22 protein-coding genes and 1 tRNA gene are annotated in these 25,550 nt (G+C 63.9%); 6 read left to right on the forward strand and 17 right to left on the reverse strand.

Annotated features, from left to right (window positions below; genetic code table 11):
- Positions 1-189: 189 nt before the first annotated feature.
- The gene (locus tag GT613_RS15275) at positions 190-339 is read left to right on the forward strand and encodes a hypothetical protein (RefSeq protein ID WP_156788367.1); all 150 of its coding nucleotides are present in this window, start codon (positions 190-192) and stop codon (positions 337-339) included.
- A 103-nt stretch (positions 340-442) separates the two neighbouring features.
- On the opposite strand, the gene GT613_RS02275 is transcribed toward GT613_RS15275, so the two are convergent.
- Positions 443-2,023, reverse strand: a complete 1,581-nt coding sequence (locus GT613_RS02275; protein ID WP_009305414.1) for a hydantoinase/oxoprolinase N-terminal domain-containing protein — start codon at positions 2,021-2,023, stop codon at positions 443-445.
- Positions 2,023-3,132, reverse strand: coding sequence for a DUF917 domain-containing protein (locus tag GT613_RS02280; RefSeq protein WP_009305415.1), 1,110 nt, complete (start codon positions 3,130-3,132; stop codon positions 2,023-2,025). Before GT613_RS02280 ends, GT613_RS02275 begins: the two co-directional genes overlap by 1 nt.
- A 108-nt stretch (positions 3,133-3,240) precedes the next feature.
- Between GT613_RS02280 and GT613_RS02285 the strand changes: the two genes are divergently transcribed.
- Positions 3,241-4,203 carry a DUF1177 domain-containing protein gene (locus GT613_RS02285; protein ID WP_009305416.1) on the forward strand — a complete coding sequence of 321 codons (963 nt, stop codon included), beginning with the start codon at positions 3,241-3,243 and terminating at the stop codon, positions 4,201-4,203.
- 106 nt (positions 4,204-4,309) lie between these two features.
- Complete coding sequence (locus GT613_RS02290) at positions 4,310-5,263, forward strand: aminopeptidase (RefSeq protein ID WP_009305417.1); 954 nt, start codon at positions 4,310-4,312, stop codon at positions 5,261-5,263.
- Between the two features lie 182 nt (positions 5,264-5,445).
- On the opposite strand, the gene clpB is transcribed toward GT613_RS02290, so the two are convergent.
- From clpB to GT613_RS02335, 9 genes are all read right to left on the reverse strand, one after another.
- Positions 5,446-8,109, reverse strand: coding sequence for an ATP-dependent chaperone ClpB (gene clpB, locus GT613_RS02295; protein ID WP_009305418.1), 2,664 nt, complete (start codon positions 8,107-8,109; stop codon positions 5,446-5,448).
- Positions 8,110-8,127: 18 nt separating this feature from the next.
- Positions 8,128-8,520, reverse strand: coding sequence for a heat shock protein transcriptional repressor HspR (locus GT613_RS02300; RefSeq protein ID WP_009305419.1), 393 nt, complete (start codon positions 8,518-8,520; stop codon positions 8,128-8,130).
- Positions 8,520-9,467 carry a DnaJ C-terminal domain-containing protein gene (locus GT613_RS02305; protein ID WP_009608498.1) on the reverse strand — a complete coding sequence of 316 codons (948 nt, stop codon included), beginning with the start codon at positions 9,465-9,467 and terminating at the stop codon, positions 8,520-8,522. The genes GT613_RS02300 and GT613_RS02305 overlap by 1 nt, the downstream gene beginning before the upstream one ends.
- A gap of 80 nt (positions 9,468-9,547) precedes the next feature.
- Positions 9,548-10,264: a nucleotide exchange factor GrpE gene (locus GT613_RS02310; RefSeq protein WP_009305421.1), complete on the reverse strand. Its 717-nt coding sequence runs from the start codon at positions 10,262-10,264 to the stop codon at positions 9,548-9,550.
- 5 nt (positions 10,265-10,269) lie between these two features.
- On the reverse strand, positions 10,270-12,180 hold the full coding sequence (dnaK, locus tag GT613_RS02315) for a molecular chaperone DnaK (RefSeq protein WP_009305422.1): 1,911 nt from the start codon (positions 12,178-12,180) through the stop codon (positions 10,270-10,272).
- 378 nt (positions 12,181-12,558) lie between these two features.
- Positions 12,559-12,747, reverse strand: coding sequence for a 4Fe-4S binding protein (locus GT613_RS02320; protein ID WP_009305423.1), 189 nt, complete (start codon positions 12,745-12,747; stop codon positions 12,559-12,561).
- Between the two features lie 245 nt (positions 12,748-12,992).
- A complete protein-coding gene (gene hypE / locus GT613_RS02325) occupies positions 12,993-14,015 on the reverse strand; it encodes a hydrogenase expression/formation protein HypE (protein ID WP_009305424.1) in 1,023 nt (340 codons plus the stop codon).
- Between the two features lie 226 nt (positions 14,016-14,241).
- The gene (nikR, locus tag GT613_RS02330) at positions 14,242-14,664 is read right to left on the reverse strand and encodes a nickel-responsive transcriptional regulator NikR (protein WP_009305425.1); all 423 of its coding nucleotides are present in this window, start codon (positions 14,662-14,664) and stop codon (positions 14,242-14,244) included.
- Between the two features lie 11 nt (positions 14,665-14,675).
- Positions 14,676-14,930: a hypothetical protein gene (locus GT613_RS02335; RefSeq protein WP_009305426.1), complete on the reverse strand. Its 255-nt coding sequence runs from the start codon at positions 14,928-14,930 to the stop codon at positions 14,676-14,678.
- Positions 14,931-15,059: 129 nt separating this feature from the next.
- Between GT613_RS02335 and GT613_RS02340 the strand changes: the two genes are divergently transcribed.
- Positions 15,060-15,491 carry a hypothetical protein gene (locus GT613_RS02340; RefSeq protein WP_009305427.1) on the forward strand — a complete coding sequence of 144 codons (432 nt, stop codon included), beginning with the start codon at positions 15,060-15,062 and terminating at the stop codon, positions 15,489-15,491.
- 79 nt (positions 15,492-15,570) lie between these two features.
- Here GT613_RS02340 and GT613_RS02345 read toward each other — a convergent pair whose 3' ends face one another.
- On the reverse strand, positions 15,571-16,983 hold the full coding sequence (locus GT613_RS02345; protein ID WP_009305428.1) for a phosphoglucosamine mutase: 1,413 nt from the start codon (positions 16,981-16,983) through the stop codon (positions 15,571-15,573).
- Between the two features lie 953 nt (positions 16,984-17,936).
- Between GT613_RS02345 and galE the strand changes: the two genes are divergently transcribed.
- On the forward strand, positions 17,937-19,079 hold the full coding sequence (galE, locus tag GT613_RS02350) for a UDP-glucose 4-epimerase GalE (RefSeq protein ID WP_009608482.1): 1,143 nt from the start codon (positions 17,937-17,939) through the stop codon (positions 19,077-19,079).
- On the opposite strand, the gene GT613_RS02355 is transcribed toward galE, so the two are convergent.
- Together GT613_RS02355 and GT613_RS02360 are read right to left on the reverse strand one after the other, a co-directional pair.
- Entirely contained in the window at positions 19,076-20,938 is a 1,863-nt protein-coding gene (locus tag GT613_RS02355) for a GGDEF domain-containing protein (protein ID WP_114548003.1), read from the reverse strand. The genes galE and GT613_RS02355 overlap by 4 nt on opposite strands.
- Positions 20,939-21,113: 175 nt before the next feature.
- A complete protein-coding gene (locus GT613_RS02360; protein WP_114519723.1) occupies positions 21,114-22,709 on the reverse strand; it encodes an LCP family protein in 1,596 nt (531 codons plus the stop codon).
- Between the two features lie 414 nt (positions 22,710-23,123).
- Between GT613_RS02360 and GT613_RS02365 the strand changes: the two genes are divergently transcribed.
- Positions 23,124-23,375: a helix-turn-helix transcriptional regulator gene (locus GT613_RS02365; protein WP_192935102.1), complete on the forward strand. Its 252-nt coding sequence runs from the start codon at positions 23,124-23,126 to the stop codon at positions 23,373-23,375.
- Here GT613_RS02365 and GT613_RS02370 read toward each other — a convergent pair.
- The 3 genes from GT613_RS02370 to GT613_RS02380 form a co-directional block, all read right to left on the reverse strand.
- Positions 23,372-23,851 carry a VanZ family protein gene (locus tag GT613_RS02370; RefSeq protein ID WP_114519722.1) on the reverse strand — a complete coding sequence of 160 codons (480 nt, stop codon included), beginning with the start codon at positions 23,849-23,851 and terminating at the stop codon, positions 23,372-23,374. The two genes, GT613_RS02365 and GT613_RS02370, sit on opposite strands and share 4 nt — an antisense overlap.
- Positions 23,852-23,863: 12 nt before the next feature.
- Positions 23,864-24,520 carry an HAD family hydrolase gene (locus GT613_RS02375; protein ID WP_009305434.1) on the reverse strand — a complete coding sequence of 219 codons (657 nt, stop codon included), beginning with the start codon at positions 24,518-24,520 and terminating at the stop codon, positions 23,864-23,866.
- A gap of 54 nt (positions 24,521-24,574) precedes the next feature.
- A tRNA-Gly gene (locus GT613_RS02380) sits at positions 24,575-24,649 on the reverse strand.
- Positions 24,650-25,550 lie beyond the last annotated feature (901 nt).

The following is a 25,550-nucleotide window of genomic DNA, read 5'->3' on the forward strand; positions in this document are numbered from 1 at the left end:
AACGCGTCGGAATACCGGGCAAGGTACGTAGAAATAGCATTGGAACCGCGTGGAATCTGTGCGAGATTCGAGCGACTTTCCATAGTGATGCGCGCCATCGAGACGTAAGACGAGCTGCCTATACTATATAGCGCGGATGCAGCGAAGGCGGCGCGGTGCCTCTCCCCCTCATAATTTTGATGGATGGAGGTGAAGACCGTGACCGCTTGGGATTTTATGGTGCTGGCTAGTGCGCTTTTGGAGTTTGTTTCTCGCGTCATCGAGCTTATTTTGGTGATAAAAGAGGCGCTCCTAACCCATCGGGGAAAGGAGCGCAAACACCAAACCCAAACCGCCTGAGCGATCCGATAGCCGTGGGGAGTCTAGCCCCTCCCTGCGGCTTACCTCATTATACAAGCAACGCGTACGCGAGCCAAGGCAACGACGAACCGACAAAAATCAGTTACAGCATCAGATCGCCGACGGCTTTGACGCGGATGCACAGCGCGTCGCCCAAGTAGGCCATCGGGATGTCCTCGACGTCGACCACTTCCACGGTGCTCGGATCGGCGCCGGCTTCGATGGCCTCGTCGCACGCGCGCTGCTTCGACTCGGCGAGCGCCTGGTCGCGCGGGGTCTCGGTCAGCGAGAACACCTTGGCGATCTGGCCGGACACCTGCGCGATGGCCGAACCCACTGCGTTCGCCACGCCGAAGTTCTCGGGGCGCAGCACGTTGTCCGAGCCTTCCAAGCGGTCGGGCGCCAGGATGGAGCCGCCGCCCACGAGAATCACCGTCACGTCGCCGGCCGAAGTCTTCATCGCGTCCACCGCGTCCTCGATGATGCGCGTGATCTCGGCATAGGCCGCGTCCACGAGCGCCGGCTCGAGGTCGGCCACCAACGCCGGATCGCCCACGCCCTCGGCCAGGCCCTTCGCCACCACGATATCGGTCGCAGTCAGCGTGTCGCCGCCGAAGCACCGCGCCTTCTTCGTGACCAGGTAGCCCACGCTGTCGGGGCCCACCGTCACGCTGCCGTCCTCCAGCTGGCGCACGAGCGAGCCGCCGCCGAGGCCCACCGACACCAGGTCGGGCATGCGGAAGTTCGTGCGCACGTCGCCGATTTCCACGGCCACCATGCTCTCGCGCGGGAAGCCGTGCGCCAGCACGCCCACGTCGGTGGTGGTGCCGCCGATGTCGACGACCACGGCGTCCTTCTCCTGCGTCAAGAACGACGCGCCGCGGATGGAGTTCGTAGGCCCGCACGCGATGGTGAAGATGGGGTAACGCTTCGCGTAGTCCACGCTCATGAGCGTGCCGTCGTTCTGGCCCAGGTACACAGCCACATCGGCGAGGCCCTCAGACGCGAGCGCCGCCTCGAAGCTGTCGGCCGTCGTGCGCGCCACGTCGTACAGCGCCGCGTTCAGGATGGACGCGTTCTCGCGCTCGAGGAAGCCGAGCGACCCGATCTCCGACGACAGCGTGATGGGGAAGCCCTCGCCCAGCTCCTCGCGCAGAACGGCGGCGGCGCGCTTCTCGTGCGCGTCGGACACCGGCGAGAACACGCTGGTCACGGCCACGGACTCGAAGCCCTCTTCGCGCACGACGCGCGCGACCTCGCGGATCTCGTCTTCCGACAGCGCGCTGATCTCGCGACCGTCGAACTCGTTGCCGCCGTGCACGAGGAAGTCGCGCACGCGCATGGCGTTCTTCAGCTCGTCGGGCCAGTCAGCCATGCAGCTGATGGCCGTCGTGGCCGGAGCGCCCACGCGCAGCGCGGCCACCTTGTTCAGGCGCTTGCGCTCGACGATGGCGTTCGTGCAATGCGTGGTGCCCAGCATGGCGAACCCGATGTTGCGCGCCGCGTCGGCACCGATCTGGGTGATCACCTCGTGCATGGCGGCCACGATGCCGCTCATGACGTCCTCGGTGGTGGGGCTTTTCGTCGCGGCCACCAGCTTGAGGTCGCCGTCGATGACCACCGCGTCGGTGTTCGTGCCGCCCACGTCGATACCCAGACGCCAGATGCGCTTCTGATCTGCCATTACGCCTGCACCTCCTCGTTGTTCATCGCGGCGACGCGCTGCTCAACCGGCACGTAGTCGATGTCGTAGCCGAACGCGCGCGGCCCTACCACGGCCAGGCCCTCGGGCGTGCGCCACTGCGGCGCGCAGGGCATGCCCACCACCACAATGCGAGCGCCGTACTTCAGGCCCTCGGTAGTCACGGGCGAGCCGGACTCCATGTCCAGCGACATGATGAGGTCGGGCGACGTGGTCACCGGCTGGCCGTCGCGCAGCGCGATGAGGTTCTCGTTCTGGAACTCGATGATAAGCTGGCTGCCCTTGTCCTGGTCGAGCCCGTCCACCACGGCGCGACCGCGCACGAACATGCCGTCGGTCTTGCGCTCGACGTCCACCACTTTGCCGCGGAACAGGCGAAACCCGTTCGTCACGTTCAGCACGGCCTCGATGGGGTCGGCATGCTGCTCGCGCGCCTCGCGCAGCGTGCGGCCGATCTCCTCGCACAGCGTAGGCGTGTCGGGGATGCAGTAGTCCTTGAGCTGGCGCCCCGTGCACGGATACGACGCCAGGATGGTGTAACCGCCCATCACCGACGTGGCCTGGCGCGAGATGCGCTCGAGCCACTTGTCGTCGATCGCGCGCACCGTGACCGTGTTGCCCTTCTCATCGGCCATGACGGCGGGCTGTCCCTTCACGCCGTTGATGCCCAGCGTGGTCATCTGCAGCTCGGGGAACGCGCGGCCCATGAGATCGCAGTCCACCACGGGGATGCGGCGCGTGGCCGCCAGGATGAACGGGATGGTGGAGTTCACGCCGCCGGCTTCCACCGCGTAGATGGCGTACGGCTCCTGGCCCAGCTCCTTCACCAGCTCGTCGTACGTGGCCATGGGCTCCAGGCCGCTGCAGATCTTCTCCACCATGATGGTGGGGGCGCCCATCATCTGGGACACGCACACCACGGCGTCGTCAGGAACTTCGTCGGGCGAGATGAGCTCCACCTCGCCGTACTTCTTGATGGCCTCGATGGCCATGAGCTTGCCGACGTACGGGTCGCCGCCCCCGCCGGCGCCGAGAACCGTCGCGCCAAGCGCCATGTCCTCGATCTCTTTGATGCCGATTTTCCTTCTCATGATGGAATGGAACCTTTCGTCGAAGATGCTATGAACCGCATTGAACCGTATTATCATGGAATCGAACGAGGAAAGCGACCGCGATACAAACAAAAGGAGATACCTCCCATGATTTTCAAACAGTTGATCGAACTCTACGACCTGCTGGACTCGCCCTCCGCAAGCGGCGCGGGCGTGGTGGAGTACCTGCGCGGCATCGACCCCGCGTGCGATGCCGAAACGTACGTGCTGGAGGGGCCGAAGGGCTCCACCGACATGGTGCGCGTGCGCATCCCCGGTTCGCGCGGGCGCGCCGCCGGCGGCGAGGCGCCCACCATCGGCTTGCTGGGACGCTTGGGCGGCTTGGGCGCGCGGCCCGAGCGCATCGGCTTCGTGTCAGATGGCGACGGCGCGCTGACCGCGCTGGCCTGCGCGGCGAAACTGCTGTCGATGCACGCACGCGGCGACGTGCTGCCGGGCGACGTGTTCGTCTCCACGCACGTGTGCCCGCACGCGCCTACGTTCCCGCACGAGCCGGTGGCGTTCATGGGATCGCCCGTGGCCACGGCCGACGTGAACCGCGAGGAGGTGGGCGGCACGCAGCTGGACGCCGTGCTGGTGGTGGACACGACGAAGGGCAACCGCATCATGAACGAACGCGGCTTCATGATCTCTCCCACGGTGAAGCAGGGCTGCATCATGCGCGTCAGCGAAGACCTCGTGTCGCTGGTGGAAATCGCCACCGGGCGTCGCGCGCGCACATATCCGCTGTCCATGGCCGACATCACGCCGTACGGCAACGGGCTGTACCACCTGAACTCCATCCTGCAGCCGTGCACCGCCACCGACGCGCCTGTCGTGGGCGTGGCCATCACCACCGAGACGGCCGTACCCGGCTGCGCGACCGGAGCCACCCACCTGACCGACCTGGACGAGGCGGGGTCGTTCATGATCGAGGCGGCGAAGGCGTTCGGCGAAGGCAAGTGCGCGTTCTACGACGAAGACGAGTACGCCCGTTTCGTCGAACGCTACGGAAGCATGACCCACCTGCAAGGCATGGGCGCCTTGCCCGCCGAGGATCCGGAGGCGTAAGCGCTGTTCGCCATCCCGAACACAGTACGCGGGTCGTCATCCCGAGCGAAGCGCCGAAGGCACGAATGTTTCACGTGAAACATTTCATGACTTGAAAGGTTATCCTATGGATCTACAGCAACGTGCACGCACCATTATCGAAACGAATCTTGCGCTTCAGCCAGGCGAGACGCTGCTGGTCGTCACCGATGACCCCACCCGCGAGGTGGGCGAGCTGTTCTACGAAGCGGCACGCGCCATGGATCATCGGGCTCTCATCATGCAGATGCCCGAAGGCTCGGTAGCCGGCGAGGAACCGCCCGCGCCGGTAGCGGCGGCTATGAAGGCGGCCGACGTCGCACTGTGCCCCACGGCGAAGTCCATCACGCACACGAACGCGCGCATCAAGGCAGCAGCGGCGGGCACGCGCGTGGTCACCATGCCCGGCATTACCATGGACATGCTGCGCGACGGCGCCGCCTGCGCCGACTACGACCAGGTGGAGCGACGCACCCGCCAACTCACCGAGCGCCTGACGCACGCGAAGCATGCGCGCATCGAGAAGGATGGCCATGTGCTGGAACTTGCGCTGACAGGGCGCGACGGCGTGGCCAGCCCCGGCGTGTACCGCGAGCCGGGTGCCAGCGGCAACTTCCCCTCGGGCGAGGCGTACATCGCACCGCTCGAAGACGGGGCGAACGGGACGGCCGTCATCGACGGCTCGATGGTGGGCATCGGCACGCTGACCGAGCCGATGACGGTCACCATCGAGAACGGACGCCTCACGCGCATCGAGGGCGCCGACGCGCAGGGCCCCTACGCCGAACGCCTGAGCGTGCTGTTCGAACAGCCCGAAAACGGCACCATCGCCGAGCTGGGCATCGGCACGAACGAGGCCGCGAAGCTGTGCGGCATCATCCTCGAAGACGAGAAGCTCTACGGCACCGTCCACATCGCCTTCGGCACGAACACCTCGTTCGGCGGCATCACCAAAGCGGACTGCCACCTCGACGGCATCATCCTCAACCCCACCCTCTACCTCGACGACGAATGCGTCATCCGCAAGGGCGAGTTCCTGTAGCGAACTAGCAACCCTCCGCAACCGCCTGGGTTGTTCCAAGTGAAACACTCCTGCGGACGGGGCGGTGAAACGGGGCGCGGAGCCGACGGATCGGCGCCGCAACACGTAAACGGCCCGGCAAATGCCGGGCCGTTTACGTGTTGCGACCTTGCGGGAAGCCGCGCTCGTTCTGTCCAGACGACTTACTTATCGCCTTCGGTCAGCAGGTCGTCGAGGGGCATGGCGTCCAGCTCCAGGGGCTCTTCCACGGTGCATTCGTAGTTGCCGTCCTGGTCGATGCTGATCAGCACATGGCTGCGATCGCGCAGCTTGCCTTCCACCACCTTCTGGGCGATGCGGTCGACGATCTCCTTTTGGATGAGGCGCTTCAACGGACGCGCTCCGAAGATGGGATCGTAGCCGTCGATGGACAGGTGCTCCATCGCCGCCGGCGTCACGTCGAGCGTGATGCGGCGGTCGGCCAGACGGTCGCGCACTTCTTCCAGCTGCAAATCGACGATAGGCTCGATGTTCGTCATGTTCAGCGCGTTGAACACCACCACGTCATCGATGCGGTTGATGAACTCGGGGCGGAACGTCGCGCGCAGGGCGCCGTCGATGGCCTGCTTCATAGCCTTCTCGTCGCCGTGCTCGGCGAACTCGCGGATGAACTGCGATCCCACGTTCGACGTCATGATGATGATGGCGTTCTTGAACGACACCACGCGGCCCTGGCCGTCGGTCAGGCGGCCGTCGTCCAGCACCTGCAACAGGATGTTGAACACGTCCGGGTGCGCCTTCTCGATCTCGTCGAGCAGGATCACCGAATAAGGCTTGCGGCGCACGGCCTCGGTCAGCTGGCCGCCCTCGTCATAACCCACGTACCCCGGAGGCGCGCCGATCAGGCGCTGCACCGAGAACTTCTCCATGTACTCGGACATGTCGATGCGCACCATGGCCTTCTCGCTGTCGAACAGGTACTCGGCCAGCGCCTTCGCCAGCTCGGTCTTGCCCACGCCCGTGGGGCCCAGGAACAAAAACGAGCCGATGGGACGGTTCGGGTCGGACAACCCGGCGCGGTTGCGGCGGATGGCGCCGGCCACCGAGGACACGGCCTCGTCCTGGCCCACCACGCGCTCGTGCAGCTTGTCCTCCAGGTCGACCAGCTTGGCCATCTCGCCCTGCATCATCTTCTGCACGGGAATGCCCGTCCACGTGGAAACGACCTCGGCGATCTCGTCGTCCGACACCTCCTCCTTGAGGATGGCGCCGTCCTGCTGCTTCACGTTCAGCTCTTCCTCGGCCGCATGCAGCTGCTGCTGCAGCGCGGGAATGCGCGCGTAGCGGATCTCGGAGGCCTTCACCAGGTCGCCCTCGCGGGTGGCGCGCTCCTCTTCAAGCTGCGCGCCCTCGAGGTCGCTCTTGAGGTTCTGCACGTGCTCGATGGCGTCCTTCTCGTTCTGCCACTCGGCCTTGCGCTTGTCGAGGTCCTCCTGAGCCGTGGCGATCTCGCGGCGCAGCGCTTCCAGGCGCTCTTGCGAGGCCTGGTCGCTCTCCTTCATGAGCGCCTGCTCCTCGATCTGCATCTGGGTGAGCTTGCGCTCGGCGGCGTCCACCTCCTCGGGCATCGAGTCGATCTCGATGCGCAGGCGGCTGGCGGCCTCGTCCATGAGGTCGATGGCCTTGTCGGGAAGGAAGCGGTCGGAGATGTAGCGGTTCGACAGCTCGGCCGCCGCCACGATGGCGGCGTCGGTGATGCGCACGCCGTGGTGGATCTCGTACTTCTCCTTCAAACCGCGCAGGATGGCGATGGTGTCCTCCACCGTGGGCTCGGTGACCAGCACGGGCTGGAAGCGGCGCTCGAGCGCGGCGTCCTTCTCGATGTACTTGCGGTACTCGTCCAGCGTGGTGGCGCCGATGGCATGCAGCTCGCCGCGGGCCAGCGCGGGCTTCAGCATGTTGCCCGCGTCCATGGAGCTGTCGCCCGTGGAGCCGGCGCCCACGATGGTGTGCAGCTCGTCGATGAACAGGATGATGCGTCCTTCGCTCTGCTTCACCTCGCGCAGCACGGCCTTCAAGCGGTCCTCGAACTCGCCGCGATACTTCGCGCCGGCCACCATCGCGCCCAGGTCGAGCGCCACGAGGTCGCGGTCCTTCAGCGAAGAGGGCACGTCGCCGGCCACGATGCGCTGAGCCAGGCCCTCGACGATGGCCGTCTTGCCGGTGCCCGGCTCGCCGATGAGCACGGGGTTGTTCTTCGTGCGGCGCGACAGCACCTGGATGGTGCGGCGGATCTCCTCGGCGCGGCCGATGACCGGGTCGAGCTTGCCTTCGCGCGCCTTCTGCGTGAGGTTCTGGCCGTACTGCTCCAGCGCCTCGAACTGCACTTTGTTCTGCTGGTCGGTGACGCGCGTGTCGCCGCGCAGCTCCTCGTAGGCAGCCTCAATGCTCTTGCGCGTGACGCCGGCCGTAGTGAGGATCTTGCCCGCGGCGCCCTTCTCCTCGGACAGCGCGATCAGCAGATGCTCGCTGGTGGCGTAGCTGTCGCCCAGCTTCTCGGCGATCTTGACGGCGTTGTCGATGAGGTTCATCAGGGCCGGGCCAGGCACGCCGCTCATCATGCCGGGGTTCCCGCTGACCTTCGGCATGCGCTGGATCTCGGCATCCACGTTGGCCTGCAGCTGGAACGGCTCGGCACCGATGCGCTTGATGATAGCGGACAGGTTGTTCTCTTTCGATTCCAGCAGAGCCTTCAACATGTGAATGGGCTCTGCCTGCGATGACTCGTTCTCGGAAGCGATGACAATCGTCTGTTGCAGCGCTTCCTGAGCGGTCAGGGCTAGCTTGTTCAGGTTACCCATGTTCATACAACGTTCCTCCTTCGCTTAGGGCAGCTGCCGCAAAGCAGTCGGTAAGTCGGATACGCGCACGAGGGCGTTCACGCTTTCGCGCGTTTCAAGCTCGTGCACGCGATCGGCCAGACGGCGCACGCGCTTGTGCAGGTCGTCCAGCTCGGTGTCGCGCTCCTCCAGGCGGCCCTGGAGGTCGAGAATGCGGATGACGCCCGCCAGGTTGATGCCCTCGCTCGTCAGCTCGTTGATCAGCTCGAGCCGCTCGATGTCGGCCGGCGAGTACATGCGGGTGTTGCCGCTCGTGCGCTGGGGCGATACGAGCCCCTTCTGTTCATATGCTCGCAGCGTTTGCGGGTGAACGCCCGCCAGCTGCGCGGCCACGCTGATCATGTACAGCGGGCGGTTGCGGTCGGTTCGGTCGCTCATCACCAGCTCCTCACATCATCGGTCGTAGCCGCTAAATAATCTTCCATGGCCTTCTTCTGGCCTTCGTTCATCTCCTTGGGCACGACCACCTTCACGGTGATCTTAAGGTCGCCCGAGCCGTCGCCCTTCACCTTGGGGGCGCCTTTGCCCCTCACCGACAGCACGGTGTCGTCCTGCGTGCCCTTCGGCACGCGCACGCGCACCTTCGTGCCGTCGGGCGCGGGAACCACCACGCTGGCGCCCAGTGCAGCTTCCGCCACGCTCACGGGCACGTCCATCAGCACGTCGGCGCCTTTACGAGTGTAGTACGGATGCGGATCGATCTTGGTGGTGATCAGCAGGTCGCCTGCAGCACCGCCGTTCTCGCCCGGGCCGCCCTTGCCCTTGAAGCGCAGGCGCCCGCCGTCCACGGCGCCCGCCGGGATCTTCACGGTGAGCGTCTCGGACTCGCCGCGACCGGGGACACGCACGGTCACGCGCTTCTCGGCGCCTTTGAAGGCCTCGTCGAACGTCACGTTGAGGGTGACGTTCATGTCCTGGCCCTTGCGCGGACGCGGCTGGCGGCCGCCCCCGAAACCGGACATATCGTTGAAGTCCCAGTCCGTTCCGAACGCGCCTTCGCCGTGGCGGATGCTTTCCAGGATGTCGGCCCAGCTGCCGAAGCCGCCGCCCGCGCCGCCGAAGATGTCCTCGACGTTGACCGAGCCGCCGCCCCAGCCCTGGGGGATCTGGTTCTCGTTCGCCGTGCCGTACTGGTCGTAGAGCTTGCGTTTCTTGTCGTCCGACAGCACCTCGTACGCTTCGTTCAGCTCTTTGAACTTCGCCTCGTCGCCGCCGGCGTCGGGGTGATGGGTGCGCGCGAGCTTGCGAAAGGCCTTCTTTATCTCGTCGGCCGTCGCCGTGCGTGGAACGCCCAGCGTCTTGTAGTAATCAGGAGTCGCCGCCATAAAACGCTCCACCTCCTCAATCTATCGAGTAAACCAAAAGCGGGCAGCCTCTTGGCCTTGCCCGCTCTGGTCGTTTGCTTTTACTTTTCCGCGTCTTCCTGCGGTTTCTCCCGTTTGGGACCGCCGGAGGTGACGGTTACCATTGCAGGCCTGAGAACTTTCGTTCCCATCTTGTAACCTCGTTGGTATACCTCGGACACCGTCTCGTCGGGCACGCTGGCATCGTCCACCGTGGCCACCGCTTGCGCTTCCAGCGCGTCGAACGCTTCGCCGGCCGGGTCGATAACCTCAACGCCGTCCTTCTTCAGCACGTCGACGAGCTTCGCATGCACGGCCTTTACGCCGTCGAACAGGCCGCCTTCGCCGTTCTTCGTCGCGTAGTCGATGGTGCGCTCGAAGTCGTCGATGACGGGCAGCAGGCTGGTGACCAGCTTCTCCGTCGCGCGCGCCTTCTCGACCTCGCGCTGCTCGGTGGTGCGGCGGCGATACGTGTCCCACTCGGCGTGCAGGCGCAGGTACTTGTCCTGCCAATCCTGGGCCTCCGCCTTGGCCTGAGCCACCTGCTCGTCAGCCGAAGGGCCGGCGTCTTCGATGACCTCGGCCTCGATCGCCTCGCCTTGCGGCGCCGCTTCCGCGGCGGCAGCGTCGGAAGAGGGGGTTTCCTTGCTGCCGCTCGCGTCGGCGGGCCGGGCCTGCGGCTGGGCTTTCGCATCCGCAGGACGGTCGTCTTCGATGGGAATGCTCTTGCCTGCGCCTTGAGCCGCGCGCTCGGGCGTGGGCTGGTTGGGCTGGGCCATAGCGATTACTTCCCTTCCTTCTTGTCGTCGTCCTCGACGACCTCGTAGTCGGCTTCGATGGTGTCATCGGCCGGGGTGGACTCGGCGGCAGCGGCCTGCGAAGCGGCGTCCGGGCCCTGCGTGGAGTACACGACCTCGGCCAGCTTGTAGCCCGCCTGCTGCATCTTCTCGGTCGCGGCCTTGATGGCGTCCATGTCGGAGCCCTCGAGCGCCTGCTTCGCCTCGGCGATGGCCTCCTCAGCGGCGGACTTCACGTCGGCCGGAGCCTTGTCGCCCACTTCCTGGAGCGTCTGCTCGGTGGCGTTCACCAACGCGTCGGAGTTGTTGCGAACCTCGATCTCTTCCTTGCGCTTGGCGTCTTCCTCGGCATGGGCCTCGGCGTCCTTCACCATGCGCTCGACCTCGTCGTCGTTCAGCGCGGTGGAGCCGGAGATGGTGATCTGCTGCTGCTTGCCGGTGCCCAGGTCCTTCGCCGACACGTTCACGATGCCGTTGGCGTCGATGTCGAAAGTGACCTCGATCTGCGGCACACCACGGCGCGCAGCCGGGATGCCGGTGAGCTGGAACTTGCCCAGCGTCTTGTTGTCGGAGGCCATCTGGCGCTCGCCCTGCAGCACGTGCACCTCGACCGACGTCTGGTTGTCGGACGCGGTGGAGTAGATCTCGGTCTTGCGGGTGGGGATGGTGGTGTTGCGCTCGATCATCTTCGTCATGACGCCGCCCATCGTCTCCACGCCCAGCGACAGCGGGGTCACGTCGAGCAGCAGGATGCCCTCGACGTCGCCGGCCAGCACGCCGCCCTGGACCGCCGCACCCATGGCCACGACCTCGTCCGGGTTCACGGACATGTTCGGATCCTTGCCGGTGAGCTTCTTCACGAGGTCCTGCACGGCGGGCATACGGGTGGAGCCGCCCACGAGGATGACCTCGTCGATGTCGCCCGTCTTGAGGCCGGCATCCTTGAGCGCCTGCTCAACGGGCTTCTTCACGCGGTCGAGCAGATCCTTCGTGATGCGCTCGAACTCGGCGCGCGTCAGCGTGTAGTCGAGGTGCTTCGGGCCGGAAGCGTCGGCCGTGATGAACGGCAGGTTGATGTTGGCCTGCGTGGTGGAGGACAGCTCCATCTTCGCCTTCTCGGCGGCTTCCTTCAAACGCTGCAGAGCCATCTTGTCCTGGCGCAGGTCGATGCCGTTCTCGGCCTGGAACTTGTCAGCCATCCAGTCGATGATGCGCTGGTCCCAGTCGTCGCCGCCCAGGTGGTTGTCGCCCGCGGTGGACGCAACCTCGAACACGCCGTCGCCCAGCTCCAGGATGGACACGTCGAACGTACCGCCGCCCAGGTCGAAGACGAGGATCTTCTCATCCTTGTTGGTCTTGTCGAGGCCGTAGGCCAGCGCGGCGGCCGTGGGCTCGTTGATGATGCGGAGCACTTCGAGGCCCGCGATCTTGCCGGCGTCCTTCGTGGCCTGGCGCTGCGCGTCGTTGAAGTACGCGGGCACCGTGATGACGGCCTGCGTCACCGGGGAGCCCAGCTGCTTCTCGGCGTCGTTCTTCAGCTTCTGCAGTACCATGGCGGAGATTTCCTCCGGCGTGTAGTCCTTGCCGTCGATGTCGACCACCGCGCGGCCGTCCTTGCCCTTCTGCAGCTTGTAGCTGACGGTCTTGCGCTCTTCCGGCGTCTCGTCGTAGGAACGGCCGATGAAGCGCTTCACGGACGACACGGTGTTCTCGGGGTTCGTGACGGCCTGGTTCTTCGCGGCCTTGCCCACGACGCGCTCGCCGTCCTTGCGGAAGCCCTCGACCGACGGGGTGGTGCGGTCGCCCTCGGCGTTCACGAGGATTTCGGGCTCGGAGCCCTCCATGACGGCCATGGCGGAGTTCGTCGTGCCCAAGTCGATACCAAGAATCTTGCTCATTATCCTGCTTCCTCTCTGTTGGAGTTGTTACCTAAGTAAGTCGTTAGCAGTCGGTTTCTGTTTATGCGCCAAAGCACGCCCTGAGGGCGCACTCGGTGGACGAAGGGCGGCGGCTTGGAGATGCGATCCGCAAGCTCAACCTCGCTTCGACAAATTGGACTATATAATCTAAGTCTCATGCTGTCAAGTTAGTTACCAATTTGTCATATAAGTTTTGTTAACGTCCCAAACTATAGCTATCGAATGCCTATTGCGCTCCTCTCGCGCCGCACCGTTACGCCGCTTCCACGCACTTGTTTCCCGAACGCAAAGAACCCCCGCCTCATGAAAGAGACAGGGGTTCTCGTTGCGCTTGTCGAAAGCGAATTGAGCGGGAGGTTAGTCCTCGATGACCTCGGGGATCGCACCCATGGGGCACTCCTCGACGCAGTCGCCGCACGCGATGCAGGCGTCCTCGTTCACGACCTCAGCGACGCCGCCGACCACTTCGAGCACTTCCTGCGGGCAGGCATCGACGCAGATGCCGCAACCGATGCACTCATCGGCTTCGATAACCGGGTGAGACATAGTTAACTCCTTCTCGTCTAAAGCATTCCGACGGGATGCGTCGGGTCACTTCCCCAAAAACTTTATGCCCGCAAGATACCATTGTTGTCCGCAAATGCAAGAAGAAATGGCGAATTTCTCAGGGTGCGGCGGCAAATTCTCTATCGAAAGCGCCGCCGCTTTCATGCCCCGAAAGGCGCTATCGAAGGCCTTTGCGCATGTCAGCGCTCTCTTCCATACGCATGAGGGTGCTGCATGGAGAGCTTCTAGCAAATGCGCGGCAATTGCTCGCCCACCAGCATGTCGAGGATGCGCGTACCGCCGAACGCCGTGCGCAGGAACACCTTGGAGCCGCGCTCGGGACGGGCGGCCGACACCTCGCCGATGATGGCCGCATCGGCGCCGTACCGGTTCGCGCGCATGGCCGCGAGCGCTGCGTCGGCCTCCTCGGCCGCCACAACGCACACCATCTTGCCCTCGTTCGCCACCTGCAGCACGTCGTAGCCCAGCATCTCGCACGCGCCCTGCACGGCCGGCTTCACGGGGATGGCGTCTTCCTCCACCGTGATGTCCGTGTTCGACTGGGCAGCCAGCTCGTTCAGCGTGGAGGCCAGGCCGCCGCGCGTCGGGTCGCGGAAGCAGCGCGTGTTCGGCGCCGCCGCCAACACCTCGGCGATGAGGTGGTTGAGCGGGGCCGCGTCGCTTTCCAGATCGGCCGAGAAGCTCAAGCTCTCGCGGCAGCTCATGATGGTGATGCCGTGATCACCCAGCGTGCCGGTGACCAGCACTTTGTCGCCCGGCTTGCACTGCGCGCCACCCAGGTTCACGCCTTCGGGAATGGTGCCCACGCCGCTCGTGTTGATGTACACGCCGTCGCCGTGGCCGCGGTTCACCACTTTCGTGTCGCCGGTGACCAGATGCACGCCGGCCTCCTGCGCGCATTCCGCCATGGAGGCGCAGATGCGCTTGAGATCCTCAATGGGGAAGCCCTCCTCCAGCACGAAGCCGCAGCTGAGGTAGCGCGGCACGGCGCCGCTCGTGGCCACGTCGTTCACCGTGCCGCACACGGCGAGGCGTCCGATGTCGCCGCCCGGGAAGAAATGCGGCGTCACCACGAAGCTGTCGGTGGAGAACGCCAGCCGCTCGCCCGGAGCGGGCGCGGGCAGCACCGCCGCGTCGTCGCCGCGCAGCAGCTCGTCGCCGGCGTACGCGGCGAAGAACACATCGTCGATGATGCGCTTCATCATCGTCCCGCCGCTGCCGTGCCCCAGCATGACCGTGGTATCCATAAAGCTCCTTGCCCTTCTCGTGAGTCGATGCGAACGAATGTTTCACGTGAAACACCGCCCGTCCTGCAAAGCCGACGAGGGTTTCCGCGGCGCCCGAGATCGCTCCGCTTCGCGGCCGCGCGTGCTTCGCGCGCAAGGGAAAGCGAGCAAATGGCGAGATCGGGTGACACGGGAAGCCGCAGCGTCGACCCGTTCCGATAGCCGGTAGGCCGCCGGAACCGTATACCTATATATGCTGCCCCGTCGTGGTGACCACGAGACGACCGTTCTTCACGCCCTTCGTGCCCAGGATGAGGTTCGCGATGTCCTGCACGAGACCCGTTTCGCCGCGCAGCACGATGACCTCAAGGCAATGGTGCGCGTCGAGATGCACGTGCATGGACGAGATGATGGATTCGAAGTAATCGTGCTGGATAGCGTGCAGCTTCTCCTGCAAGTCGCTGGCGTGATGGTCGAAGACGATGGTCAACGTGCCCACCACCTCCATGCCCGGCGTGGAGCACTCGTCCTCCACCAACGCGTCGCGCACGAGGTCGCGCACCACTTCGCTGCGGTTTTTCGCCAGCCCGCGGCGCGCGACCAGCTGGTCGAAGCGAACGAGCAGCTCCTCGGGCATGGCCACCGAGAAGCGCATGAGATCGTTGCTCATACGTGCGGCGCCTACACGAGGTTGACGGTGACGTTCGCCGAAGCTTCGGCATCGTCCTCGAGGGCATCCTTGGCCTCGTCGAGCAGCGCGCGCACGTCGTCCAGCATGGCCTGGGCGGCATGCATCTTCTCGGAAACGGTGGCGAAGCCGGCATCTCCCGCCATATGCCCCAGGTTGTGCGCCCAGCGACGCTCCAACTTGATATGGTCGTCGATCTGCTCGATCATCTGCTCGAATTGCCCTGTGTTGATTCCGTTCGTGCACATACGCGCTCTCCTATCGTGATGCCGCCGCAGCGCCCATGCCGCGGCGGGCGTTTCTTGCTATCATTACGGTTATACGGCGAACCTATCTCGACCGCAAGGGATCGTGTGAAAAAATCTGCGAATGGTAACATGTACGAAGTGGCTCTCGACGAAGCGTGGGAGCTGTTCGACGAGCACCTTGATGGGGCGCGCTTGGCGCTCGTGTGCGTAGCGAGCGGAAGCGCCCTGAGCGAGCGCAGCCGAGCAGCGCTGAACAGCGCGATGGCTTCGTTGGGATACGGAAGCGGCGCGTGCACGTTCGCCGCCGTGGAAGGGCTGGACGACCAGGCGCTGTTCCTGCTGGTGGAGGGGCTCGACCCGCTCTGTCTGATCGCGACCGATTCGACAGCGGCCGCCGCGCTGGGACGCGCGTACCGCTGCGAGGTTCCCTTGGGAAAGCCCGGCCGCGCGTTCGGGCGCAGCGTGGTGGCATTCCGCGACTTCGACGCGATGCTCGACGACGGGCAAGACAAGCAGATCGCCTGGGCGCTGCTCAAGAAGCTGCCCCGCTTCGGAGAATAGGAAACGCCCCGAAAGCTCGATGCCTCCGAGGCGTTCTACGTACAAATGTTTCACGTGAAACATTCGCTTCGCTCTTCGTTTAGGACACGACCACGCTTTCGGCGGCCTTCAGGAGGTCGTGGACCTCGTCCACCGTCTCGGCTTCAGCGTAGATGCGCACGAGCGGCTCGGTGCCGGAGGGGCGCATCATCACCCACGCGTCGCCTTCCAGGTAGAACTTCACGCCGTCGCGACGATCCACGTCCACCACCTGCTTGCCGCAGATCTCGGCAGGCGCGTAGTTCGGCACGATCTCGACGCGGAAGTTCGCCATCTGCTCGTCAGTGATCTTCAGGCCTTGGCGCTCGAACTCCAGCTTGCCCACCTTCTGGAACATATCGTCCACCAACTGACCCAGGCTCATGCCGCGCTGCGCCATCGTCTCGCACAGGAGCAGCGCCATCAGCAAGCCGTCGCGCTCCATGACGTGGCTGGGGATGCCGATGCCGCCGGACTCCTCGCCGCCCAGCATGACGTCGCCCTTCTCCATCTCGGCGTAGATCCACTTGAAGCCCACCGGCGTGCTGGTCAGCTCCAGGCCCAAGCGCTTGCACTGGCGAGCCAGCATGGCCGACGCGGTGATGGTGGACACGACGCGACCGGTGAGGCCCTTGTCCTCGGCGAGGTGCGAGGTAAGCAGCGTGATGATGCGATGCGGGTTCACGAAGTTGCCGCGCTCGTCAACCGCGCCGATGCGGTCAGCGTCGCCGTCGTTGATGAAGCCGGCGTCGTAACCCAGCTCGGGAACCTTCGCGATGCAGCGGTCGACCCAGGGCGGAATAGGCTCGGGGTGCAGTCCGTCGAACGTCGGATCCTCGGCGTTGTTGATCTCGCACACTTCCACGCCCAGATCGCGCAGCAGCTGCGCCAGATAGATGCGGCCTGCGCCGTACAGCGGATCCACCACCACGCGCAGGTTGGCGTTGCGGATGGCCTCGACGTCCACGCGCTCCTTCAAGGTGGCGAGGTACGGGGTCATGAGGTCGACCGTTTCGAACGCACCGCGCGCGTCGGCGGGTGCGTCGGCGAACGCAGCCTCCACGCGGTCGGTGAACTCCTTGCCCGCCGCGCCGCCGTCGTTCATGCGCAGCTTCACGCCCAGGTATTCGGCCGGGTTGTGGCTGCTGGTCAGCATGATGCCGCCCACCGCGTCGGCGTCCTGCGCCACCGACCAGCACAGCGTAGGCGTGGGGCAGTAGTCCTGCGTGAGCAGCACGCGGAAGCTCTGCGCCGCCGCGACCTCGGCCGCCAGCTGCGCGTAAGCGTGCGCATCCTGTCGGCAATCGTGACCGACGATGAGGGTGCCGGGCGCGTCGGCCGGACGGCCGGCTGCAACCGCGTCCTCCTTGAACACGCGCGCAGCCGCGTCGATGACGCGCACGAGGTTGTCGTTGGTGAAGTCCTCGCCGATGATGGCTCGCCATCCATCGGTTCCGAAATGAATTTCTGCCACGGAGCTTCCTTTCTCAAAGCCTGTTGCTCACCAGTATAGTCAATCGGCCGAGCAAGGCGCGGTTTCGTCGCAAAATAGACAGGGGAACGGATGTTTCACGTGAAACACTCGCCCGAACACGAAATGCATGTAAAGCCTCCCCGAACAAAACCCGTGCCGTCCTGATACGACGACGAGCACATACAGCACGGACGACCTGCACAGCAACGGACGACCCATCCGCCTCTATTTTCCTTCGCCAAATGCGATGCCGGTCATCCGACGAGGCCTCCGATGGCAAAAAAGCATCGAATTCGGAAGCCCGGAGTCGTGCCTTACACGCGCCGACGTCACGCCGAAAACGCTCGCCGCACAGAGCACCAGGTTACAGGCGAGACCCCTTTCGCCTTCGCGCGAAAAGTTTGCCCGAAAGACGGGATGATTTCCGAATTCGGTTGCTTTTTGCCATTTCGAGCGAGCAGGCTGACTAAGGCGCCCGCAAAGGAAGGCAATCCCGAGCATGATGCGCCAAGCAAGGAACCGAAACTGTTGTTTCGCATGCAGAAACCGAGGAAGGCATGCTCCGAGGGCGAGGGGCGGACCGAGAGGCGAAGGAGAAGGCGCACAGGCGCAACGGGCGCACGTCGCGCAAAATGACTCCGAAAGCAGCACAGGCCGCGGGGGGAAGCGGCCTGTGCTTGGACGAGTGAAACGAGGAGAACCGTTGGAGTCGGTGTGTCCACGAGTCATACTTTACGACGTTTATTATCCTGTGTCAAGAATAATATTCCTGCCTTTTCCGAATGTTTCACGTAAAACATTCGTGCGGCTTCCCGCGGCGCCGCACGGGGCCCCGCGCGAGCCCGTGCGGCCTTGCCGCCGAGCGGAACGCGGGCCATGTGCCTTTTGCTGAATTTGCGCGCGATCTGTTCCACCTGCTACTATGGCAACAGTCAGTACCGAGAGGAGCTTCAATGGCGAACAAGAGCTTGGCCAAGGATCATGCCGATATCTGCGTGCTCGTAACGGGCGGAGCCGGGTTCATCGGAAGTCACACCTGCGTCGAATTGCTGGATCAGGGCTACCACGTGGTCGTTGTGGACGACCTGAGCAACTCGAGCGAGCTCGCGCTTGACCGGGTGCGACAGATCACCGGCCTGGCGGCAAACGACGACCGCCTGAAATTCTACGAGGCGAACATCCTCGATCGCGCGGCGCTCGACCGCGTCTTCTCCGAGAACGACGTGGACGCCATCATCCACTTCGCCGGCTTCAAGGCCGTGGGCGAAAGCGTGCAGAAGCCGCTGGAATACTACTGGAATAACTTCGCGGGCACGCTGGCCCTGTGCGACGTGGCCCGCGCGCACGGCGTGAAGAACCTCGTGTTCTCGTCGAGCGCCACGGTGTACGGCGAGCCGGAGTTCATCCCCATCACCGAGGATTGCCCGAAGCACGACGCCACGAATCCCTACGGCTGGACGAAGTCCATGCTGGAGCAGGTGCTGACCGACCTGTACGTGGGCGACGACGAATGGAACGTTGTGCTGCTGCGCTATTTCAACCCCATCGGCGCGCACGAGAGCGGCCTGATCGGCGAGGATCCCAAGGGCATCCCCAACAACCTGCTGCCCTACGTTGCGCAGGTGGCCGTAGGCAAGCTGGAAAGCGTCGGCGTGTTCGGCGACGACTATCCCACGCACGACGGCACCGGCGTGCGCGACTACATCCACGTGGTGGACCTTGCGCGCGGCCACGTGGCGGCGCTCGACTGGATGGGCGGCAAAGTGGGCACCGGCGAAGCGAAAACGGCCGGCACCATGGCGGGCGAACCGGCAGCGGACGGCACGCGTCGCGGCGTGGGCATTTTCAATCTGGGAACCGGCACGGGCTCCAGCGTGCTGGACGTGGTACATTCCTTCGAGCGCGCCTGCGGACGCGAGCTGCCCTACCAGATCAAGCCGCGTCGCGCGGGCGACGTAGCTGTAAACTACGCGGCCTGCGACAAAGCGCGCGACGAGCTGGGCTGGGTCGCGCAGTACGACCTCGACCGCATGTGCGCCGACGGATGGCGCTGGCAGTCGCAGAACCCGGACGGCTACGCGACCGCTCGGGCCTAGACCGAATCCTCGACGCGGCCCTCGTTCTTCTCGTCGTACATGGCCCGATCGGCCGCGTCGAACAGCTCCTGATAGGTAGCGCCATCCTGAGGATAGCGCGCCACCCCGACGCTCAAAGCGATGGGCACCCCCAACGAGCGCGAGGCTTCTGCGATCAACGAACTCAGAGCCTCGCGCTTCGCTTCGATAACCGCATCGTCGTTTGCGCCCACGAGGAACGCCACGAACTCGTCGCCGCCGACGCGCCCCACCGGATCGCGATGACGGAACACGTCGAGCAACGAACGCGCCACCTCTTCCAGAACCCGGTCGCCCATGCTGTGACCGTATTCGTCGTTGACCTGCTTGAATCGATCCATGTCGATCACGAACAGCAAGCCCCTGCCCGTCTCGGGCAGCAATGCCGCCATCTTCTCCTGGAACGCCATCTTGTTGAACGTCTTCGTCAGCCCGTCCATTTGCGACTTGCGCGTGAGCAGCTCTTCGGTTTCGCGCTGTTTCGTGATGTCGACGATCTTTCCCACGGCCATGTACGGCTGGGAACCTTCGTACAGATACCGGCACGTGAACGAGAACCAACGATATTCGCCCGACAACACGCGTGCGCGACAGGTGATGGTGCGCAGCTCGTTCGGCGGCGCAGGGTTTTCGAACGCCATCCGGACACGCTTGTAATCATCTTCCAGGAAATCGATGAGAGGAATGCCTTTGGCCAGGTAGCCTTCGGCTGAAAGGGAGCTGAGGGAGAACATCCCGCGCGCATTCGGCGTCAGCTCAAGCGTGTCGCGCGGATAAGAATACTCGAACAGCACCGTGTCGAAAAATTCAGCGAGGACCTCGTAACGCTCCGCACTGCGACGCGCCCTTTTGCGGATGCGGCCAACCACCAGCGCCACGGCAAGGCATGCCGCCGCGCTGATGACGATAAGCAGCGCAGCCGTGTACACCGTCAAACGCAGAATGCTCTCCGAATGCTCGACCAACGAACTTTCCTGCGTGAAGTTCACGATAGTCCAATCGTTCACATCGAGGCGAATAGACGTGAGAAAGGTCATGTAGCCGTTCTGCTTGCCCAACATGACCGTTGCCACATCTCGCTCGTTCTCGATGCTGGCACGTACATCGGCGATCTGATCGGAAGACACGCCCCTTCCCTCAAGCACCTGGTACAGGGTGGATCCCTCATAACCTTCGAATTCCTTCGACACGGGAACGACGGTTCCGTCCTCTTTGATCAGCAGCGTGCCGAGCAGCGTAACCTGCGAGCTCGCCTGGCTCGTATCCAGAAGCTTCTCCGCTTTCACGATGCTGCGCAGCACGCCGACCACGCGCCCGTCGCGATTGACGGGCTTGGCTATGCTGAAGTAGTAGCCGTTCAGGCGGTTCGACTTGCGCACGTCGGACACCACCGTCTCGCCTGCGTACAGATGCCGAAGCGTTTCCTCGTCTCGCTCGTTGCGATTGCTCGCAACGCCCTGCTCCAGCTCCTCGATTGGAGTATAGGTAACCTGGAACGACCCCTGCTGGTTCCATTCCTCCAGATACGCAGCGAACGTCGAGCCGGAAGGATCGATGTCCGGGGACTCGGCCAACACGCACATGGTGGAGATGACGGAGCTCACCTCGCTGATGAACGACTCGACTTCCACCTTTTGCGCAGCCGTGTAGTCGTCCATGCTGACGCTGGCTAAATCGTAGAATTCGTCGCTGAGCTCGTTGGAGTAGACGCGGAAGATCGCGAACATCACGAGGCAAACCGCGATGATGGAGACGATCACCCCTATCACGGTGCGCAAAGAGTTGGCAGGGCCGACGCCCTTGTTTTCTTTCGCATGTTCGTGATTGTGTACGTCGCTCATGTCTTTGCGAGCCCCATCCGTCTTTGCAACCGGTGATCACCAGTATCCCGCAGAGGGTACGAAAACTCAACAGGAGAGCCGAAGCTCAACCTACCGGTTGAGGAGCCGATTAAAAAGCGGCATCGATCGAAGCCGATGCCGCTTGCGCAGTTCGAGGATCCCAACGAGACGCCGGCTAAGCAGCGGATGCCGTCCCGTCGTAGGTGCCCGGATCGGTATAGCCGGGGTCGTATCCGCCTGCACCGTCGGTACCGCCCGCACCGCCAGCAATAGTTCCGTTGTCGTACCCGCCGGTTCCACCCGCTCCGCCGGTGTTGTCAACGTAACCGTTATCAACGTAACCGTTGTCAACATAGCCGCCGTTGTTGGTCCCTCCGGTTCCCGATGCATCGGTGTAGCCCGGATCGTAATAATTGGTGTTTCCTGCGCCGTTGCCGGCGCCCGAACCAGTGCTGCCGTAACCGTTGCCGTACGTGCTGGCACCGCCTGTGGTGTCGCCCGGATCAACGTATCCTGACGAGACAACCGAGCTGGGGTCCTCTCCAGCCTCAACCAGCTTCATCATCTCCTTCGTCGCCACGGGATCGTTGATGACGTACGATACGTCGCCGATCATCGCCGTGGTAGAAGGAACCATCGCAGAGTAGATGGTAAGATCGCCGTCATCTTGGAACTGCTGGGCCAACGCGGCGATATCGCCCACCGCAAGATCCGTGGTCACGCAGTTGGCCGCTGCTTGAACCGCACCCAAAAGCTCGGCGGTGTTCAGTGCCAGCACCTTGTTGACGATGGCCATGATCAGCTTGCGCTGGTTCGCCGTGCGCGTGAAGTCTCCGTCGGGATACGCGCGGCTGCGCGCGAACACCAGCGCTTGGTTGCCGTCGAGGTGCTGCTCGCCTTCCTCGATAATGACGCGCGGCCACTCGGGATGAGCCGTGGTACCGTCTGCGTCGGGATCATCGACGCGCTCGGTCACTTCGACGTCCACGCCGCCGACTGCGTCGACCAATTCCTTCAACTTGCCGAAGTTCACTTCCGCGTAGTGCGATATCTCGATGCCCAGCAGCTGATTCGCTTCGCGGATGGTTCCGGCAGCGCCGCCGTAAGCGTAAGCGGCGTTGAACTTGTTCGTCCCGTAGCCGTCGATATCGATCTTCGTATCGCGGGGGATGGATACCATCGTGGCCTGGTTCTTTGCAGGATCGATGCGCACCACGATGTTCGTGTCGGAACGATGCATGTCCTCGGTGCTGTCCTCGGCCTCGTCGGTGCCGATGAGGATCATGTAGAAGGGCTCGGTGAAGGTCATGTCCTTTTCGGGCTTGAGCGCATCGTTGATGGCCATGATCTCTTCGTCAGACTTGTTTCCCTTGATCAGCTTCTCGTTGACGGAGTTCTTCCACAAGGCGAACGCCGAACCGCCCCCCACGGCCACCACGAGAATCGCGATGATCACGCCGAGGGCTATCTTCTTGCCGCGCCCGGCTTTCTTGCGGGCTGCCGAGTAGCTTGGATTGTTGCGCGAATATTGACTTGCCGCAGTCTGCCGGGCGTACGCGCCGTTCGCGCCGGAACCTTGGCTGCCGGGCGTGTAGGCCGCACGGTACGAAGGGCCATCGCCATACGCATCGCGGGAGAAAGCGCTTGCCTGGCTGTACGGAGCGATGCGACCCGACTGCGCGGCCTTGGCCGACCGCACGGCGCGAGCAGACTGAGGAGCCCGCGATGAGCGCGCTTCTTTACGGTTCGTTCGAGAGTTTCTTGACGCCATATGGTCTCCTCATCGACTCCGAACACGTCTGCCAAAGCAGGCACCGTACGTCGCGTACCCCTCGCGACACAGCGCTTCGATTGTCGAAGCCTTCATTTTCTCATACCTACGAGAACCCGCTTTCGCCGGCGATTACACCATTTCCGCAACATAACCCGAGGTCGACGCGCATAGATTCTCACGTATGGCAGATATTGTAGCATCGTTGACCTACCATCATAAAATAGGCATGGGCTGGGTACAAACCGCACATTTTCTAAAAATGAACCGAAACGTATTCATGCGGTTACAGCCTTCTGCTCGCACGCCGGTACTCTAGTGGACATGCAAGCCGAGCACGAACATAGTCCGCTGAATGATGACGAGCCTGATCAGAGCAGGTTCTCTCCCGTGCTTGGCGAGAACGTCAGACGCATGCACTCGTACAGCAACATCACGAAAACGCGCCTCGCGCTCATGGTGAGCATAGGTCGCCCGCTGCTCAATAGGATAGAGGACGGCACGGCGGACGTACGGCTATCCGTCGTCACGAAACTGGCGGATTCCCTTGCCACGACACCGAGCTTCCTGCTGGCGAAGCACAGCGACGAGGACATCCGCCACGAAATCGCCCATCGGAAAGCAAGCTCCCCCGTCGCTGCGGTGCGACACGCGCGCTTTTACTAAGAGCGGGCATCTCTTTTTCGCAGCACCGCGTACGTGATCCCGGAACCCAGCGCGCTGCCCGCAGTATCCACCATCCAATCCACCGGGTCGCACATGCGCTCGGGCACGAACAGTTGATGAACCTCGTCGCTCACCCCGTACAAGCTGGCACAGGCGATGGCGATGAGGCACGCACGACGCAGCGGCATGTGGCAGCGCAGCGCGTTGGCCAGAAGCGCGCCGAACATCGTGTACTCGCAGAAGTGCGCGATGGACGACAGCGCGTCCACCCCAGGCCCCAGCAGCTGCTCCTGCACGGCCTGCATTGCCCGGTAGATGCTGGAGAAGATGCCGAGCCCCGTGTTGAGACCCGTGCCGGTGTTCGAAGACATGAAGAAGATGAGGCACGCCCACGCCGCCACGAGAGCCCAGCTGATGACGGTGAACTGCTTCGACGGGCGGGGCTGATTGGAGAGGGTCGACGGCTGATGCTCCATAATGCCAGCCGCCTAGCGCTCGACCGCGAACTGCAGCAGTTCGCGCGCGTCTTCGATAACGACGTCCGCGCCCGCCTTACGCAAGGCGTCGGCGTGGTGATAGCCCCACGACACGCCAATGGCGAACGCGCCGGCGTTGCGCGACACCAGGACGTCCCCCGGCGAGTCGCCCACGTACGCCGTGCGGGCTGGTGCGGACCCCAGCTCGTCGATGCAGCGCAACAGCCCCGTAGGGTCGGGCTTGCGCGGAATCTCGTCGCATTCGCCATACTGCACCGGGAACAAGCCGGGAAGATAGGCGTCGATCACGTCATGCACGCCCTGGTCGAACTTGTTGGACAGAACGCCCAGGCCGATGCCGCGCTGGGCGAGGGCAGCCAGCGTCTCTTCCATATGCGGGTAGGGCTTCGTCAGCTTGTTCCCGATGACGGGATAGAGCTCCATCCAGCGGCGCATGGCGGCCTCGGCCTGCTCGGGCGAAGCATCGGCGGGCACGGCCTGGTACATGAGCGCGCGGGCTCCGTTGCCCACGAAGCTGTGGATCTCGTCGGCCGTGCGGCTGGGGAAGCCCTGCTCGTTCAAGGCGGCGTTCGTCAGAACCACCAGGTCGGGCAGCGTGTCGAGAAGCGTGCCGTCAAGGTCGAACACAAAGGTATCGAAACGAGCCATGTCAATCTCCTCGCTAAATGAAAAATCCAAGCCGAAGCTTGGATCGTAGGTTCATGGAGCGGGTGACGGGACTCGAACCCGCGAATACAAGCTTGGGAAGCTTGGGCCTTACCACTTGGCGACACCCGCATGATTGAGGATTATAGCGCAAGATGCGCGAAGTGAGAAACAGTAACGAAAATTCGCGCACAGACCACGAATACCGGAACTTGAATTTTCTATCGCAGGCTTCGCCTTCAAAGCTGCGCTTGAACCTGCAGACGGATCCGAGCCGGACACGAGAACCTCTAGGCCGACCGGCCGATACGCCCTTTTAGCCGCGAAATCGTGTAGCATAACCTCGTCTCCTGGCCTTTTGAGTCTTGACGGGCGGAAAAGGCCATGTCGTACGCTCTTTTCGCAACCCCGCTGTCAAGCCAACAGCAACTGGCCCCGAGGTCGCCCCTTCCCCCGACGATTTCTCTGCGGGATGCCGCCCGCCCAGGCCTCGCCGAGGTCGGCTTGACGGCGGAAGCGGCTCCCCATGGCAAGAAACCATCGAATTCGGAAGTTTTGCGCCGGGCTCCGGACGCGCCGGAAACCCTTCTTCCGCATAGCGCCTGGTCGAAGGGAGGCGAGCTTCCGCGACCGCGCGCCGCGGGCGGCGAAGGCGCGCGCCCTCTTCCGAATTCGATGCCTTTTCGCCATCACGGGCGGCTCGCCTTGCTCGCACGCGGCCCGGACAAGCGGTCCTGGAGCGCGAGGAATGTTTCACGTGAAACATCCTTACGAGAAAACGGAACGCCGGAACCGGGCGAGCGATGGACGGCGCCGACGCGCGAGGTGTTTCACGTGAAACATCCGGAAAGAGGGCGATGCGCCGACGCTGGAGAGGCGGCGGGCAGAGCGGCGTGCACACGCGGGGCAGGCGGCTGATGGCGGAAGGGGCATGGGCGCAGGCGGGCGACCAACCGGTCGGAGGGGCGGCGCGGGACGCGACCGGCGCGGGCGGGGCGGGAGAACGGGACGCCGACGCCCGGACGGGCGGCAC

Origin of the sequence: Eggerthella sp. BIOML-A4 (assembly GCF_009875575.1) — a bacterium.
In the GTDB taxonomy this organism is placed as follows: domain Bacteria; phylum Actinomycetota; class Coriobacteriia; order Coriobacteriales; family Eggerthellaceae; genus Eggerthella; species Eggerthella lenta.